The 13,158-nt window shown below is 73.6% G+C and carries 12 protein-coding genes and 1 riboswitch; of the genes, 5 read left to right on the forward strand and 7 right to left on the reverse strand.

What is annotated here, in order from left to right:
• The first annotated feature begins 243 nt into the window (after window positions 1–243).
• Complete coding sequence (gntA, locus tag SAM23877_RS26905) at window positions 244–903, forward strand: guanitoxin biosynthesis heme-dependent pre-guanitoxin N-hydroxylase GntA (RefSeq protein ID WP_079030457.1); 660 nt, start codon at window positions 244–246, stop codon at window positions 901–903.
• Window positions 904–1,136: 233 nt separating this feature from the next.
• Here the strand turns inward: gntA and SAM23877_RS26910 are convergent, their stop codons facing one another.
• On the reverse strand, window positions 1,137–1,796 hold the full coding sequence (locus SAM23877_RS26910; protein ID WP_053138586.1) for a response regulator: 660 nt from the start codon (window positions 1,794–1,796) through the stop codon (window positions 1,137–1,139).
• Between the two features lie 155 nt (window positions 1,797–1,951).
• On the opposite strand from SAM23877_RS26910, the gene SAM23877_RS26915 reads away from it, so the two are divergent.
• The 4 genes from SAM23877_RS26915 to SAM23877_RS26930 all read left to right on the forward strand — a co-directional run bounded on the left by SAM23877_RS26915 (window position 1,952) and on the right by SAM23877_RS26930 (window position 7,931).
• Window positions 1,952–3,466 carry a sensor histidine kinase gene (locus tag SAM23877_RS26915; protein ID WP_053138588.1) on the forward strand — a complete coding sequence of 505 codons (1,515 nt, stop codon included), beginning with the start codon at window positions 1,952–1,954 and terminating at the stop codon, window positions 3,464–3,466.
• 68 nt (window positions 3,467–3,534) lie between these two features.
• Window positions 3,535–4,938, forward strand: coding sequence for an APC family permease (locus tag SAM23877_RS26920; RefSeq protein ID WP_053138590.1), 1,404 nt, complete (start codon window positions 3,535–3,537; stop codon window positions 4,936–4,938).
• A gap of 214 nt (window positions 4,939–5,152) precedes the next feature.
• Window positions 5,153–5,800 (forward strand): TetR/AcrR family transcriptional regulator, encoded by a 648-nt coding sequence (locus SAM23877_RS26925; protein WP_053138592.1) that lies wholly within the window; start codon window positions 5,153–5,155, stop codon window positions 5,798–5,800.
• 514 nt (window positions 5,801–6,314) lie between these two features.
• Window positions 6,315–7,931: an MFS transporter gene (locus SAM23877_RS26930; protein ID WP_053138594.1), complete on the forward strand. Its 1,617-nt coding sequence runs from the start codon at window positions 6,315–6,317 to the stop codon at window positions 7,929–7,931.
• 21 nt (window positions 7,932–7,952) lie between these two features.
• Here SAM23877_RS26930 and SAM23877_RS26935 read toward each other — a convergent pair whose 3' ends face one another.
• The 6 genes from SAM23877_RS26935 to SAM23877_RS26960 all read right to left on the reverse strand — a co-directional run bounded on the left by SAM23877_RS26935 (window position 7,953) and on the right by SAM23877_RS26960 (window position 12,882).
• Window positions 7,953–8,810 carry an ATP-binding cassette domain-containing protein gene (locus SAM23877_RS26935; protein WP_079030460.1) on the reverse strand — a complete coding sequence of 286 codons (858 nt, stop codon included), beginning with the start codon at window positions 8,808–8,810 and terminating at the stop codon, window positions 7,953–7,955.
• Complete coding sequence (cbiQ, locus tag SAM23877_RS26940; protein ID WP_053138596.1) at window positions 8,807–9,556, reverse strand: cobalt ECF transporter T component CbiQ; 750 nt, start codon at window positions 9,554–9,556, stop codon at window positions 8,807–8,809. The genes SAM23877_RS26935 and cbiQ overlap by 4 nt, the downstream gene beginning before the upstream one ends.
• Window positions 9,557–9,898, reverse strand: coding sequence for an energy-coupling factor ABC transporter substrate-binding protein (locus SAM23877_RS26945; RefSeq protein ID WP_053138598.1), 342 nt, complete (start codon window positions 9,896–9,898; stop codon window positions 9,557–9,559).
• Entirely contained in the window at window positions 9,895–10,629 is a 735-nt protein-coding gene (locus SAM23877_RS26950; protein ID WP_053138601.1) for an energy-coupling factor ABC transporter permease, read from the reverse strand. Before SAM23877_RS26950 ends, SAM23877_RS26945 begins: the two co-directional genes overlap by 4 nt.
• Window positions 10,630–10,659: 30 nt before the next feature.
• A riboswitch (cobalamin riboswitch) is annotated at window positions 10,660–10,843 on the reverse strand.
• A gap of 93 nt (window positions 10,844–10,936) precedes the next feature.
• A complete protein-coding gene (locus SAM23877_RS26955; protein WP_079030461.1) occupies window positions 10,937–11,530 on the reverse strand; it encodes a potassium channel family protein in 594 nt (197 codons plus the stop codon).
• Window positions 11,527–12,882 (reverse strand): chloride channel protein, encoded by a 1,356-nt coding sequence (locus tag SAM23877_RS26960; RefSeq protein WP_053138604.1) that lies wholly within the window; start codon window positions 12,880–12,882, stop codon window positions 11,527–11,529. The genes SAM23877_RS26955 and SAM23877_RS26960 overlap by 4 nt, the downstream gene beginning before the upstream one ends.
• Window positions 12,883–13,158 lie beyond the last annotated feature (276 nt).

The raw sequence follows: 13,158 nt of genomic DNA on the forward strand, positions 1-13,158 counted from the left end.
TTTGTCACCGTGGCCAGCGCCGCAAAATAAGGCTGGCAGCAATATCAGCCAGCAACCTATTCGCCGGAGTGGGTGGTCTGTCAAGGAAAATGCGACGCCCTTAACCCACGCCTTAAACACGGCTGTCGCGTCACGGTTTCCAATGAGTGGTGTTCAACTCCACCCTTAAACAGGAGGGCTAGCGGCGGTGTGACTGCGGGCCGGTGCTAGGGTCACGGCACTTGCGATGGAGCTGGAGGCGTAATGGCACATCATGAGTTGAGGGAGGAATTCATCACCTGGCTGGGCGGGGATTCCTTCACCTGCCTGGGAGCGCGTTCCGCTCTGCGACAGGACACCCTTGTCGTGCGGTTCTACGATGAGTTGGGCGGGGCCGAGGCCACTGCTCTCCTCCATCGGGACCTGGTCGCGTTCGCTGAGGAACAACTCACCGGGGAAAACGAATTCGCTTCGTTCGTGGCGATATTCCTGGGTCCCCGGATGCATGGCGAAGAGGAATTCGAAAAGCTGCTCTGGGAGCAGTTGGGGCACCTGCATCGACTGGATGCCAAAACCCATGAATGGAGCTCCGGGTACTCCAGTGACACAGAGTCGCCCGAATTCGCCTTCAGTGTGGCCGGGCATCCGTTCTTCGTGGCCGGTCTGGGCCCTGAAGCCTCTCGGATTTCCCGGCGCTTCTCACATCCGGCCCTCGTGTTCAATTCGCACGAGCAGTTCGCCCGGCTGAAGGCGCAGGGGACGTACTACGGCCTGCAGCGCAGGATCCGCGAACGTGAGGTACGGCTGCAGGGGAGCGTCAACCCCATGCTGTCCGACCACGGTCAGTCCTCCGAGGCCCGTCAGTACGCGGGGCGCGCCGTGCCGGCGGACTGGCGGTGCCCGTTCTCCGCGGAGGGCTCCTGAGCCGAGCGGCCGAGCGGCCGAGCGGCCATGTGGCCAAGAGGCCGAGCGGCCAAGCGGCCGAGCCCTGTTCGCGGTGACACGGAATAGGGGTGAACGGCTGATTCCTTTCGCCGCGACGCGGCGTCCGGCGTCAGGCGTCCTGCGTCCGGAACAGTTCCGGGACGACCAGTGATGTGCCGTGTCCGCACCGGCTGTTCGCGATGTCCGGAACAGCCGGTGCGCGGTGTCCGGAATCAGTCGACGCTTTCGATCAGTCCCGCCTCATAGGCGATGATGGCCGCCTGAACACGGTTGCCGACGGCCAGCCTCGTGAGGATGGAACTGACATGAGTCTTGACTGTGCCTTCGACGAGGCGCAGCCGACGGGCGATCTGGGCGTTCGACAGCCCTTCCCCGAGCAGTGTCAGCACCTCCCGCTCCCGGGCACTGAGGCGGTCGACCCGCTCGCGTGCGGCGGAGCCCCGTGCCATCCGGGCCGTGGGCAGTCCGCGGATCACCCGGTGCGCCGCCTCGGGAGAGAGATACGCGGCCCCGTCGGCGACGGCGTGCACCCCCGCGATGAGGTCGCGCGGGTCTCCCGACTTCAGCAGGAACCCACTGGCGCCTTCGCCCAGGGCACGCGCGATGTAGTCGTCGTTGCTGAACGTCGTGAAAATGATCACGGCCGTGCCCGCGTCGGACTTCAGGATCTCGGAAGCGGCGTCGAGTCCGTCGAGCTGCGGCATCTGCACGTCCAGGAGTGCCACGTCCGGCCGGTGCCGGCGCACCAGTTCCACGGCCTCCCGGCCGGTGGACGCCTCGGCCACCACCTCGATCTCCGGATCGGCCGACAGGATCGCCCGGGCCCCCGCGCGCATCATCGTCTCGTCGTCGGCGATCAGAACCCGAATCACACGTTCCCCATTTCTTCCGCCGGGGCTGTCGCCGCACCGGCGTGCTGTCAGGACTCCCGATGAAAAGCCGCTGGAAGTCCTGGGATCCTGCTCGGACCAGTCGATCCCGCATCCTTGTCGAGCGTGCCCGGCAACGCAAGGTCGTCCGAAGTGCCGTGCTCTGGGCGGCACTCGCCGTCCCCGCGCTGCTCGACTCGCCCGGCGACGCCGATCCCCGGTCCCTGTGGTGGCGGCTGGCCGGCGTCCTGCTGCTCGTACCCGTCGTCGTGCTCCGGGCCACGCGGCTGTCGCTGGCCTGCGGGACCACCGCGGTCCTGAGTCTCGTCAGCCCCTGGTTCGCGCCCAGCCTGTTCGTCATGGGCTACCTGGCCGGCCGGCGCGGCGACGCGCGAGGGCGTCCCGTCGACACGGCGGTGGCCGTCACGGCGGTGCTGACGACCCTGGGCGTCCTGGGGCTCAGGGCGGGCCACCTCACCACCTGGCTGAACAGCGTCCCGTTGCTGGTGGGCGCCGTGACCGCGTGGCTGGCCGGCCGGCACCGCCACCAGCGCCGCGAACTCGAACTCGCCGGCTGGCAGCGGGCCCGGCACCTCGAGCGGGAGTACGAGCTCGCCGCCGACCGGGCCAGGACCCGGGAACGCGCCCGCATCGCCCAGGACATGCACGACCAGCTCGGGCACGACCTCACCCTCATCGCCATGCAGGCCGCCGCCCTGGAGGTCGCCCCCGACCTGGACGCGTCCGTGCGGGCCACGGCGAAGCAGCTGCGCGGCAACGCGGGGCAGGCCGTGAGCAGGCTCAGCGACATCATCGGAGTGCTGCGCGTGGACACGGCGCAGGAACCGACGACACCGCGCGAGGACCTCATGACGACGGTGGACCGTGCGCGGACCGCGGGGATGCTGATCGACCTGCGGCGGATCGGCCTCGACGTCACGGCCCCGGCCGCGGTCGAGGAAGCGGTGCGGCGGGTGGTCCAGGAGTCGCTCACCAACGCCGCCAAGCACGCCCCCGGCGAGGAGGTGCGGATCCGGATCGACCGCCTGACGGACCACACGGTCGTCACCGTCACCAACGGCATCTCCGACGGCCCGTCCGAGCCGGCCGTCGGCAACGGCACGGGACTGGTCGGTCTCTCCGAGCGGGTCCAGGTGCTCGGCGGGACGCTCACCGCCCGGCTCCGCGAGGACGGCGTGTTCGAGGTCACGGCCCGCGTGCCGCACTCCGGGGAGCTGTACGGGGCCGGCGCCGCCGGTCCCCGGGGCCCGCTCGGTGTTCCGCTCACCGTCACGGCCCAGCGGGACGCCGAGCAGCGGGTCCGCCGCAGCCTCGTGACGATGCTGGCGGTGCCCGTGGTGGCCGTCGCCGTCGTGTGCGTGATGATGGTCGTCTACTTCTCGAACGCGTTCGACAGCAGCGCGACGCTGGACGCCTCCACCTACCGCGGGCTGGCGCGGGGCGAGCGATGGCAGGACCTGCGGACGGTGCTGCCCGCGGAGCAGGTGCCCGCGGAGTGGCACGCGGGCTCCCCGCCGGCGCCCGAGCGCGCCGTGTGCCGGTACTACCGGGCCGAGGGCGGTGGCCTCTTCTCGATGGAGGCGGGCGTGTACCGGCTGTGCTTCGTCGACGGACGGCTGGCGGCCAAGGACGTGCTGTCCGACGAGCGGTAGCCGGGGCGAGGGGGTGGCCGGCCGGAGTCGAGGGCGTGTTCTCCGTCCTGCGGGAAACCTGAGGCGTCATGGCGAGATTCGGAACACGAAAGCCGGCGGACGCTGAGGACGGTCCGGCGCTGAAGCGGGCGCTGACCACCCCGCTGCTGTACTTCTTCATCCTGGGCGACGTGCTCGGCGCGGGGGTGTACGTCCTGGTGGGGCAGGTGGCCGCCGACACCGGGGGAGCGGTGTGGGTGCCGCTGGTCGTCGCGCTGCTGCTGGCGCTGCTGACCGCGGCCTCCTACGCCGAGCTGGCCACGAAGTACCCCCGGGCGGGCGGCGCCTCCCACTACACCACCCTGGCCTTCGGGCCGTTCGCCGGGTTCGTCGCGGGTTTCTGCATGCTCGCCGCCGGCATCGTCTCCGTGGCCGCGCTGGCCCGCGGCTTCGGGGGCGACTACCTGTCGGCCTTCGTGACGCTGCCGGTGGGCCTCGTCGCCGTGGTGTTCCTCGCCCTGCTCGCGCTGGTCAACGCGCGGGGCATCAAGGAGTCCACCCGGGCCAACGTCGTCGCCACCGTCATCGAGGTCGGCGGCCTGCTCGTCATCGTCGCCCTCGGCGCGTGGCTGCTGCTGCGCGGCGACGGCGACGTGGCACGGCTCGGGCAGCTCGGGACGCCGGACAAGGGAGCCGCGGCGGCCGTACTGAGCGGCTCCGTACTGGCCTACTACTCCTTCGTCGGTTTCGAGACCTCCGTGAACGTCGCCGAGGAGACCCGCGACCCCCGCCGCTCCTACCCGCGCGCCCTCTTCGGCGCCCTCGCCACCGCCGGCGCCGTGTACGTACTGGTGGGGCTCGCGGCGTCCGTGGCCGTGCCGACGGCCCGGCTCGCCGAGTCGAGCGGGCCGCTGCTGGAGGTCGTCGAGGCGGCCGGCGGCGTGCCGACCCGCCTGTTCAGCGCCATCGCCCTGGTCGCCGTGGCGAACGGCGCGCTGCTCACCGGCATCATGTCCTCCCGCCTGGCGTACGGCATGGCCCGGGACGGGCTGCTGCCCGTCACGCTGACCAAGGTGCTGCCCGGGCGCCGTACGCCCTGGGCGGCGATCGCGGTCACGACCGTGCTGTCGATGCTGCTCGCGCTCACCGGCAGCGTCGCCACCCTGGCTTCCACCCTGGTCCTGCTGCTGCTCGTGGTCTTCCTCATGGTCAACACGGCCGTCCTCGTCCTGCGCCGCGACCCGGGTGAGGCCGACCACTTCCGGGCCCCGACCGTGCTCCCCGTGCTGGGAGCGGCCTCCTGCGTCGCGCTCGCCACCCAGATCGAGGCCGAGGTGTGGCTGCGCGGACTGCTGGTCGTGGCCGTGGGAACGGTCCTCGCCGCGGTCGCCGCCGTACGGCGGGGCGGACGGGGGGACGCGACCGAGCGCGAAGGCCGTTCGGACCGGGCCCGGGAGACGCACGAGGCGGGCGGCTCGGACCAGGCGCGGTAGCGGTCGGCGAAGGCGCAGCCCGTCGCCCGCCGTACGTCGACCCCGCCCGTCGCTCGTCACCCTCCACCCGTCGCCCGGCGTGGGGTGCCCGAGTCGGCCGGGGCGCCCGAGTCGGCCGGGGCGCCGGGGAGGGCGGGTCGCCGGTCGGGCCCGGGTGCGGCCTCCGTGCCAGAATGGACGCCCCGTCGCCCCACCACGCGCCCCAGAGGTTCCCGTGACCAAGCCCGTCGCCCGCGAGCCGCAGCGACGCAACGCGCGGTCCAACCGGGCGCGCATCCTGGCCACGGCCCGCCGCGAACTCGGACGGAACCCGGACACCACCCTGGAGGAGCTGGCCCGCGCCGCCGGCGTCGTACGGCGCACCCTCTTCGGTCACTTCCCGGGGCGCGCGGCACTCCTGGAGGCCCTCGCCGAGGAGGCCTCGGAGGTGCTGCGGAGCGCGATGGCCGCCGGTGCGGAGCGCATCGGGCCCGCGGAACCGGCCGAGCGTGCCCTCGCGTACTTCGTGCTGCTGATGTGGCCGGTCGGCGACCGCTACCGGATGCTCCTGGCGCTGGCCCGGCACGACCTGGGCGTGGAGCGCGTGTCGGAGATCCTGGCACCGGCCCGCGCCGAGGTCACCGCCATCCTGGAGCGCGGCCAGCGGGACGGAGCCTTCCCCGCGCATCTGCCGCCCGCCGTGCTGAGCGCCGGCCTGGAGGCGATGACGGTCGCCCTGCTGGAGCAGGTCAACACCGGGGCGCTGGAGGACGACGGCACCCGGGTCGCCCTGGCCCAGCTCATCGCGGCCGGCGTACCGGAGCAGCGGGCCCGGGCCGTAGTCGAGGACGTCACCCCCGCGGAGCCCGTCCCGGGCGAGTGAGCCACCGGCCACCCCCGCACTCCCGCCGCCGGCTCACCCGCCCCACCCCCGGCTGACCCCATCCCCCTCCCGCTCGCGTGCCGCCCGCGCTCCCACGGGGACCGTGCCGATCCCTGCCCACGCGCCGCGCTGACCGCCGGGCGCCAGCCGCGCTGCCCGCCACGTACCTACCGCGCCGACCGCTACGTGCCCACCGCCACGTACCCACCACCACGCGCCCACCGCGCCCACCGCGCCCACCGCGCTCGCCCCGCACGTCGCGCCCGTGCGAGGCGCGCCCGGCCCCGGACCCGGCACCGCCCCCGGACCCGGCACCGCCCCCGGACCCGGCACCGCCCCCGGACCCGGCACCGCCCCCGGACCCGGTACCGCCCCCGGACCGGGCGGGACCGGCAACGCGCACGGGTGGCCGAGGCACCCTCCCCGTATTTGCACCTCAATGTGCAACAAACTACGCTGCCCCTAGTCTGCACATCGATGGGCAATTAACTAGCCCCAGTCCCCGGGAGCCCCGATGCCCCTCCTAGCCACCACCCCCGTCGAGAAGATGACCGGGCCGTACGCGCGGCGCTGGTGGGCCCTGGTCGTCCTGTGCCTGAGCCTGCTGATCGTCGTCATGGCCAACACGTCGCTGATCGTGGCCGCGCCGGACATGACGGCCGACCTGGGCCTGAGCAGCAGCGACCTGCAGTGGGTCATCGACGGCTACACCGTCCCGTACGCCGCGCTGATGCTGGTCCTCGGCTCGGTCGGCGACAAGTACAGCCGCCGCGGCGCCCTGATCACCGGCCTGGTGGTCTTCGCGGGCGGTTCCGTGATGGGCAGCCTGGTGGAGGAGACCGGGCTGGTCATCGCGGCCCGGGCGATCATGGGCGTCGGGGCCGCCGTCGTCATGCCGGCCACGCTGTCCCTCCTGGTGGCGGTCTTCCCCAAGGGGGAGCGGGCCCGGGCCATCACCGCCTGGACCGCCACCTCCGGCCTCGCCATCGCGGTCGGCCCGCTGGTCGCCGGCCGCCTCCTGGAGGACCACGCCTGGGGCTCGACCTTCCTGGTCAACGTCCCCGTCGCGGTCGCCGCCGTGGTGGGCGCGCTGCTCCTCGTCCCGCCGTCGAAGGCGACCGGCATGGGCCGTATCGACTACGTGGGCGGTCTGCTGTCCATCGTCTCCGTCGGCAGCCTGGTCTACGCGAGCATCGAGGGTCCGCACTTCGGCTGGGGCACCGGTCCGGTCGCCGCGGCCGTCGTCGCGGTGGTGGGCCTCGTGGCCTTCGTGGCCTGGGAGCTGCGTCACCCGCACCCCATGCTGGACGTGCGGAGGTTCCTCCTGCGGCCGTTCAGCGGCTCGATGCTGGCGGTGCTGTTCTTCTTCTTCGGCACCTACGGCGCCATCTACTACGCCACGCAGTTCCTGCAGTTCGTGCTGGGCTTCGGCGCGCTGGAGACCGGCGTGCGGCTGCTGCCGCTGGCCGGCGCCGTGTTCGTCGGCGCCGCCGTCACCGGCAGGCTGACGCCGAGGCTGGGGGTGAAGGCCATGGTCGGCTCCGGCATGGTGCTCGGCACCGTCGGTGTGCTCCTGCTGGTCCTCGTCGAGAAGGACTCGACCTACGCCGACTTCCTGGCCCCGATGATGCTGCTGGGCCTCGCGATCGGGCTGAGCGTCTCCCCGGCCACCGACACCATCATGGGTTCCTTCCCGGAGAGCGAGCTGGGCGTCGGCGGCGGCGCCAACGACACCGCGCTGGAGCTCGGCGGCTCCCTGGGGATCGCCGTGCTGGGCTCCCTGCTCGGCACCGCCTACCGGGACGAACTCGCCGACCTGGCCGGCGGCCGGCTCCCGGCCGCCGCACTGGACACCGCCCAGGACTCCGTCGGCGGCGGACTGGCCGTCGCCGAGCGGCTCGCGACCGACCCCTCCGCCGGACCGCGGCAGGCCGAGGCCCTGGCGGACGCCGTGAACCAGTCCTTCGCCCACGGCGTCGCCACGACCAGCCTCGTCGGCGGCATCATCATGGCCGCCGGCACCCTCGTCGTCCTCGCCGTCCTGCCCGGCCGCCGCCGCACCGCCCACCGCCTGCCGGAGGACGACCCGGCACGGACCCGGGACGCGGAGCTCAGCGACTCGGCACGGTGAGCCGCTCCGGCCGGCTCCGCGTCAGTCGGTCAGAGCGGCCAGCTCCTCCGGTGTGCGCGGGCCGGCCGCCGAGTCCGTCAGCAGGCCCCGTGCCCGCAGCACCCGCGCCACCGCCACCCCCCACGGCAACCGCAGCCCCGCCTGCCGCAGCAGCTCCGTGCGGGCCAGCGTCGGGGCCGTCGGACCCGTGTGCACACCGGCCGGGGTGAGCAGGGCCGCCTCGTCGGACCAGCGCAGGGCGAGGTCGACGTCATGGGTGGCCATCACCACCGTGGTGCCGCCCGCGCGGAGCCGGTCCAGGGTGGCGAGCAGCCTCTCCTGCCCGTCCGGGTCGAGCCCCGCGGTCGGCTCGTCGAGGATCAGCACCCGCGGCCGCATCGCCACGGCACCGGCGATCGCGGTCCGCTTGCGCTGGCCGTACGAGAGCAGATGGGTGGGCCGGTCGGCCAGCGCCGCGATGTCCAGTGCGGCCAGCGCCTCCCCGACCCGGGACCGGACCTGCGCGTCGGACAGGCCCAGGTTCAGCGGACCGAAGGACACGTCCTGCCCCACCGAGGCCGCGAACAGCTGGTCGTCCGGGTCCTGCACCACCAGCTGCACCGTGGTCCGCAGCCGGGTCAGCCCCTTGCGGTCGTACACCACCGGCTCCCCGTCCACCGTCAACGTCCCGGCGTTCGGCCTGAGTCCGCCGCTGAGCAGCCGCATCAGCGTGGTCTTGCCGCTGCCGTTGCGGCCCAGCAGCGCGAGCGCGCGCCCCTCGCGCACCTCGAAGTCCAGGCCGGTGAGCACGTCCGGGCCCTCCTCGTACGCGAAGGACGCGCCCCGCAGGGCCACCAGGGGCGACGCGGCCGTCCCGGCCCCCTCGATCGTCTCGTTCACGACAGCGGCCTTTCCAGTACGAGGGTGAGGGCGGCCAGCGCCGCCAGCAGCGCGAGGCTCGCCGCCGTGAAGGGCACCGAGACACGGGCCTCGGGCACCAGGACCCGCAGCGTGCCGTCGTAACCGCGCCCCGCGAGACCGGACTGGAGCCGCGCCGCCCGGTCGAAGGCCCGTACGAAGGCCGTGGCGCCGAGCCCGCCGAGGGAGCGCCACGCGGCGGCCCGGCCGGTGTGGCCCAGCCGCGCCGCCTGCGCCTCGCGGATCCGGCGCACGGAGTCCAGCAGCAGGAAACTCATGCGGTACGTCACCAGAGCGACGTCCACCACCGGCGCGGGCACCCCGGCCCGCACCAGGCGGGGCAGCAGGTCGGACATCGGGGTGGTGAACGCGAACAGCAGCACCCCGAGGGAGGCCGCCGAGGTCCGCAGCATCAGCTCACCGGCGCGCACCGGCCCGCCGTCCGCCCATGTCAGGAACCCGTCCGGCCCCCCGACCCGCACCAGCAGCGGCAGCGCCCCCGTCACGCAGAAACCCAGCGGCACCCGGTACGCCCGCCACAGCCGGCGCCGGGGCACGCCCGCCGGGCCGAGCAGCACGACGAGCGCCGCCACCAGCACCAGTGCCGCGCCCGGCCAGGGCGGCAGCGAGACGGCGAGCACGGTCAGGCCGAGCCCGAGCACGGCCTTGTCCACGGGATGCCGGCGGCGCCACCTGCTGCTGTGCGCCGCCGCGTCGATCGGCAGCACTCAGTCCCCTTCGGGCGCGTCCCGCCCAGCCGTCGCCACCGCCCGTTCCTCGCCCTGCCGCCGGCCCCGGCGCAGCCCGAAGTAGTAGGCCAGCACACCCGCGCCGAGCGCGGCCTGCACGGCGAACAGCGCCGACTCGATCTCCCCGGACGGCGGCTCGTACAGCGGCGAGAACCACGGCTCGTAGTCCGGCTCGATCTCGGTGATCGCCGTCTCCGCCTCCGCGTCCGCCCCGGCGAACGGCTCCTCCTTGTGATCGCCGAGCCCCAGCACCAGCGGCAGCACCGCGAGCGCGGCGACGGCGAGCAGCAGCAGGGCGTTGATCTTCGCGTTGCGGCTCATCGGGCCACCACCTCCTCCTGCTCGCCGGACGCGACCTTGCCGGCCCCGGTCCCGTCGTCGGCTCCGGCCGGCCTCGACAGCACACCGAGCCGGGTCAGTTCTCCCTTGCTGGACTGCACCAGCAGCCGCATGACGACGACCGTGAGCAGGCCCTCGCTCACCGCCAGCGGGATCTGCGTGACGGCGAAGATGGACCCGAACTTGCCGAGGGCGCCCAGGAAGCCGCTGCCCGGGTCCGGGAAGGCGAGCGCCAGCTGGACGCTGGTGACGCAGTAGGTGGTCAGGTCGGCGACGAAGGCGCCGAAGAACACCGTGACCATCAGCGGCACGCCGGAGCGGCGCAGCACCCGGTAGACGGCGTAGCCGGCCCAGGGACCGGCGATCGCCATCGAGAAGACGTTGGCACCGAGCGTGGTCAGCCCGCCGTGCGCGAGCAGCAGCGCCTGGAAGAGCAGGGTGATGGTGCCCAGCACCGCCATGATCGGCGGCCGGAACAGGACGGCGCCGAGCCCCGTGCCGGTCGGGTGCGAACAACTCCCGGTGACGGACGGCAGCTTCAGGGCCGACAGCACGAACGTGAAGGCTCCGGACGCCCCGAGGAGCAAGGTGCTCTCCGGGTGTTCCCTGACCTCACGGGTGAGTGACCGTACTCCGTGGACGACGAACGGCGCGGACGCGACACCCCAGGCGATCGCGTGCGCCGGAGGCAGAAAGCCCTCGGCTATGTGCATGGCTCAGCAGACCCTCTCCAGCACCTCGTGGATGGACGACGCGCCTTGGCCGGTCTCCTGGCTTACGGGTACCACCGCCCGTGCTCCGCCTTCCCGGGTCCTAGGACCCAGTGGCTGCCCGCGAGGGCCGGAGCCGGACTTCCCGATTCACAGTGGCGAGGGCCGCACCGGCATCACACCGGATTTCCCGTTCACCAAGGCGTGGCGACAGTAGTGCTCCCGAAGGGGCGGTGACAAGCCGCCCTCCAGTCCTCGGACGCGCGTCGTTCACGCAGGTGGCGTCGGCGCACGCGCGTCCCGGTGCCCGTCAGCCGCGCCGGTCCCGCTCCGTCCGCCGGACCACCATGTCGCGCAGCCGCTGGGCGAGGGCGGTCGCGGCTGCGGTCAGGAACACGAAGCTGTACGTGATCTGGAGGACCGTCACGATGCGGGCCGCCTGGCCGCTCGGGGTGATGTCGCCGTACCCGACGGTCGCCAGCGTGACGATGGTGAAGTACAGGGCGTCGACGCGGGTGCTGAGGCCGACGAACTCGCCCTCGTGCTTGGCGAGGGCGTAGTAGGTGGCCGAGAAGATGTGCACGGTCAGGACGATCAGCAGGGAGAGGACCGCACCGGGCCGGGAGTCCGGGCGGTTGGTGAACACGTGGCGGATCTGCCGGAGCAGCAGCACGGCCACGACGGTGAGCGCGAGGGCGAACAGCACCCAGCTCAGTACGGGCCGCCGCGGGCCCAGGTGGTCGAGAGGGAGCAGGAAGTAGGCCACGACCACGGCCACCGTGACGCCGGCCCGCACCAGCCAGGGACGCACCGTGCGCCAGGCGGTCCGCGGGGGGTCGGTCCGGGGAGGGCCGGCCCGCGGACGGCCGGGCCGCCGAGGGCCGGACCGGTGGTGCTCCGTCACCGTGCGGTTCCCCCGCCCGGGCTCTCGGCCGCCGCCGGTTCGGTGCGGCGCACCAACTGGGCGACGACGAAGGCGACGACCGACGCGATGACGATCAGCGGCGTCTGGTCGTGGGCGTCCTTGCCCATCAGCAGGACCGCCAGCACCGCGCTGGCCAGTGGCAGTCCCGTCACCGCCGCCGCGGCGGCCGAGATGCCCAGGGCGAGGGCCGGCGTCACCCCGAAGCCCGGCAGACCGGAACACGCGACGGCCGTGGCCGCGCCCAGCAGTACGGCCGGGAAGATCGGCCCTCCGCGCAGACTGCCCAACGCGATGCCCCAGGCCAGCCCCTTGCACGCGACCAGGGCGACCAGCGCGCCCACCGACCAGGCGTGCGGGTCCGCGGCCAGCCGCCCGAGCGTGGCCTGACCGGACAGGGCCGCCTCCGCCGGGGAACGGCCGGTGATCAGGGCGTACGCGCAGAGGCAGGCGCCCACGGCCACGGCGCACAGGACGGTGCGTGCGGCCGTGTGCCGCCGCGTCCAGGAGACGGTGCGGTGACCCAGCTCGCGGGCCAGTGTGACCAGCACCGCGATCAGTGCCGCGGTGGGGATGCCCCAGAGGAAGTCGCCCGCGTCCGGGCCGGCGGCCGGGGGGAGGTCCTGCAGGCTCAGGGCGCCGATCTCCAGGCCCGTCCACTGCCCGAACCCGGTGAAGACCAGGGCGCCCGCCGCACTGGCCAGCAGACAGGGCAGCAACAGGGTGACCAGCTGGGCACCCGCGAGACCCGCCCCCTCGATCAGCAGGACGGCCGCCGCCACCGGCCCGCCGAGGATGGTGGAGATCGCGGCGGTGGACCCGGCCGTCGCGATGATCGCGCTCGCCCTCGGGTCGCCGGCCGCCTTCGCCCGCCGTACCGCCAGCAGCGCGAGTCCGCTGCCGACGGCCATCAACGGCGCCTCCGGCCCCAGCACCACACCGAGCGGCAGCGTGGCCAGCGCGGCCAGGACGGCGCCGGGCAGCGCGCGGGGGCCGACGGGCGCGCCGCCCAGCCCGTTCACCGGCAGATGCCCGCCGCCGCCCGGCATCCTGGTGACGATCGGCGCGAGGATCAGCCCGGCCAGCAGCAGCGCGGGCAGCGGCCACCACCAGGGCGGGGCGTCGTAGCCGGCCGCCTCGGGCAGCGACGTCCACACCCAGTGCTGCAGCTGGTGCTGGAACCCGACGAAGAAGAAGCAGGCCAGCGCGACGGGCACGCCCAGCAGGACGCACAGCAGCAACAGCCGCAGATAGCCGGGGCTCAACAGCGTGTGCCGCAGGGACTGTTCCGCCCGGCCCGGCACCGCGTTCGCCGGCGGGGGCTGAGTCGCCACGGTCCTCCTCCGTCCACCTCGCCCCGGCACCTGGTCCGACGGGGCCGGAGCGCGCGTTCGCACGTGCGCCCCAGTTAACGCGAGGCGGGGCGGGGGCGCATGCGCACGGGGCGTCCCGGCGAGCGGGCGCCGGGCGGACCGGCCGACGCCGGTTCACCCGTCCGGCGTACCCGCATGGCCGGGCGGCACGGGGGGCCGCAGGCTCGGAGTGACCTGTCGGCGCCCGGGGCGCCGACGGGCCGAGGCCCGTACGGGGACACGCAGAAAGGACTCGCT

The organism is Streptomyces ambofaciens ATCC 23877, assembly GCF_001267885.1.
GTDB lineage: Bacteria > Actinomycetota > Actinomycetes > Streptomycetales > Streptomycetaceae > Streptomyces > Streptomyces ambofaciens.

What these genes read in the sequence shown, in the direction of transcription:
- gntA (WP_079030457.1), top strand. Translation starts at nt 244, where the DNA reads ATGGCACATCATGAGTTGAGGGAGGAATTCATCACCTGGCTGGGCGGG.
- SAM23877_RS26920 (WP_053138590.1), top strand. Translation starts at nt 3,535, where the DNA reads ATGGCGAGATTCGGAACACGAAAGCCGGCGGACGCTGAGGACGGTCCG.
- SAM23877_RS26930 (WP_053138594.1), top strand. Translation starts at nt 6,315, where the DNA reads ATGCCCCTCCTAGCCACCACCCCCGTCGAGAAGATGACCGGGCCGTAC.
- SAM23877_RS26945 (WP_053138598.1), bottom strand. Translation starts at nt 9,898, where the DNA reads ATGAGCCGCAACGCGAAGATCAACGCCCTGCTGCTGCTCGCCGTCGCC.
- SAM23877_RS26950 (WP_053138601.1), bottom strand. Translation starts at nt 10,629, where the DNA reads ATGCACATAGCCGAGGGCTTTCTGCCTCCGGCGCACGCGATCGCCTGG.